The organism is Chthoniobacter sp., assembly GCF_040003245.1.
Classification (GTDB): domain Bacteria; phylum Verrucomicrobiota; class Verrucomicrobiia; order Chthoniobacterales; family Chthoniobacteraceae; genus Chthoniobacter.
On the sequence record NZ_JBDUCX010000408.1, the window covers coordinates 1 to 2,592 of the forward strand.

Annotated in this window: 1 protein-coding gene and 1 pseudogene; both read right to left on the reverse strand. The window is 62.1% G+C overall.

Features of this window, described 5'->3' with window-relative positions; translation table 11 throughout:
- Window positions 1–2,034, reverse strand: a complete 2,034-nt coding sequence (locus tag ABJF10_RS30325; protein WP_348548334.1) for a right-handed parallel beta-helix repeat-containing protein — start codon at window positions 2,032–2,034, stop codon at window positions 1–3.
- Between the two features lie 24 nt (window positions 2,035–2,058).
- Window positions 2,059–2,592: pseudogene (locus ABJF10_RS30330) on the reverse strand (acetylxylan esterase); the annotation flags it as partial.

Here is a 2,592-nt window from a genome sequence, read left to right on the forward strand (position 1 = left end):
TCACTTCACCGGCTTCAACAAACCTTCGCGCGTGGGCGAAAGCAGCGGCGGAATGCCTTGGAGTTGCACGTAACAATCTTCGAGCACGCCGGTTGAAGGCTTGTCGAGCTGCAAGCTCCAGATTTCGCCCTGCGCCGCGTCCTTGGGCGTCGTTACGAATTGGTGCGTCTGGGAGATGTTGTCCTTCTCTTCGAAGACTTTGCCGGCCGGGTCGAACAGGGCCGCCTTCACGCTCTCGGCGGAGCCTTCGCCCGACACCTTGATGGCGAACTCCTTTGTGCCAGGTGGCATCCAGAAAAAATAACGGCCGGTCGTGCCGAGGAAATGAAAGACCGACTTCGGTGCGTAAAGACAGACGCGGCTACTGGCAGAACTCACGGTGGCGGCCCAGTTCTGTGGATCGCAAACGATCTTGTAAGCGCCGCGCTCAGTCGCCTTGAACTCATACGTCCGCTTCTCGGCACTTGGGGCGGCGGGCAGCTTCGTGAGTTTTCCCGAAGGCGAGATGAGGCTCACGGGCACCAGTTTGGCCGCGCCATTGCCGACGGGCCGGATGGACACGGTGAACGATGCCTGCTCGTCCGCGTCGGCCCACAGCAGCCATTCCGCAGGGCCGCGCTGGCGGGCGATGGAATGCTTGGCCGCATCGGGCTTGCTGTCCGGCAGTGCAGGCTCATAGCCGGAGTCGTTCGCGGCATAGGGCGCGATTTTCTTGAAGGTCCGATGTGGCATCCATTCGGCGATCAACTTCGGGGTAAGCTGATGCGTCGTGCTCTGACCATCGCGTTTTACGACGAGCGTGCCGGTGATGTCGCTCAGGCCGATTCCGCCCGAGCCATCCTGATACGACATCGGCAGGCGATCCTGCGAATCCGTGATCGTGCAATCGCTAAACCGGACGCCGCCGATGGTGTCCACGCAGTTGGTGCGGCTAGCGAAGCTAATCGCCGTCATCGTCGGCTGAGTGGTCGCCGGGTTGTTGATCTCACAATGAACGAAGCTGACCTGCGCACCGGTCACTGGCTTATCGCGGATGAAAATCCCTTCCCCCACGCTGCTCTCAAAGCGGCAGTCACTGAACTCCACCGTGCCTTTCACCGCTGCGGTTTCGGAGTCGTTGCCGATGGTCAGCGCCACCGAATTCCGGCAACCGACAGCGCGGCAGTTCTCGAACTTGATGGACAGCGGCTTCGACTCTGCGTGCAGCTTCGGCAAATAGAACGCGTAGGCGCTGCCCCGGTTGTTTTCCGACACAACATTGCGCAGCACGCAGTTGACGAGTTCCTCCGCAGAGCCGTTCGGCTCGAAGTCGATTCCCGCCTGCGGGGAGGTGCCCCAGGTGTCCTTCAGCACGCAGTCCTCGATGAGCAAATTGCGCGCGCTGATGACGCTGATGCCCTGCCGGTAGTTGTTCACGCAGGCGACGTTCTTGATGACCACATCCGAACACGGCACGCCCTTCTGCGCGATGCCGAGGTAGATGCCATCGCCGCCGCTGTCGGCCAGCGTCAGCCCCGTGATGCGCACGCCCGCGCAACTCCAAAAGGCGAGCACATGACGCCACTCGGCGTGTGTGTATTGCGCCTTGTCGTCGTAATCCTGCTTCCACATCCGCAGCGTCGCGCCGTCGCCCGTGAGCGTGATGTTCTGCTTCGATTTCGCGGAGAAAAGACTGTCGTTCCCATTGTGGAAGGCACCGCGTTTGGCGAGCACCTCCACGCCCTTCGCGAAGACGATCTCCTGGTCGCCCGCGAGCGTCAGCTTATCGGTAATCCACGGCGCGCCCATGTTTTCGACGACCAACTTGTGCACGCCGGAATTGATCGCTGCCTGCAACGCCGCCGTCGCGTCGGCCGGATCAAAGCCCCACCATGCCGCGCGCGCTTCCGTGCGTTTGCCGGCCGCCACCTCGGCGATAGCCTGCGGATCACGCGACCGCTTCTCCGCCGCCGGAGCGGATGGCTGCAGGCAGCCAAAAGTCAGCAGCAGCGATGACAGAATGGGGAAAAATCGGCGGTGAAATAGGGAATTCATTTGTTTGGAAAGGAGCTTCCGCATTCACCGCGCAGGCGGCGTCGGCTTGCCGAGATGCTGGTCGGCGAAGTCCATGAAGCAGCCCCAATCGTATTCGGTGAGGTTGTGTTTTCCCGTGCGGAGATGATAGCCGATATGGCCCTCGTGCATCGGCGCGTCGGGCTTCGGCATGACTGCGCTGGCCAAGCCTTTCAACCCGAAGAGACCGAAGACCGGACCGGCATGAACCGCGGCGAGGAACTCGCTTTTCGGATCGGCCCAAGAGTCCTCCGACGCGCTCGCGATGTAAAGCAGGCGCGGGGCGATGAGCGCGTCGAGCATGTGCTGATCGAGCGGCAACTCATCTTCGCGATCGACGAAGGCTTTGTAGTTTTCGTCGAACCAGTGAGGAAATCCGCGGTTGATGTCGCGGATATGCTCGCCGGTTTTGCCGCGCGCGAGCGCCGCGCCGGTGCAGCCGGAATCGTTGCTCACGACCATCGCGAAACGCTCATCCTCCGCGCCCGCCCAAAGCGCGGTCTTGCCGCCGCGCGAGTGCCCGACGACCGCCACGCGCTT

Coding starts and splice junctions, on each gene's coding strand:
- ABJF10_RS30325 (WP_348548334.1), bottom strand. CDS start 2,034: ATGAATTCCCTATTTCACCGCCGATTTTTCCCCATTCTGTCATCGCTG.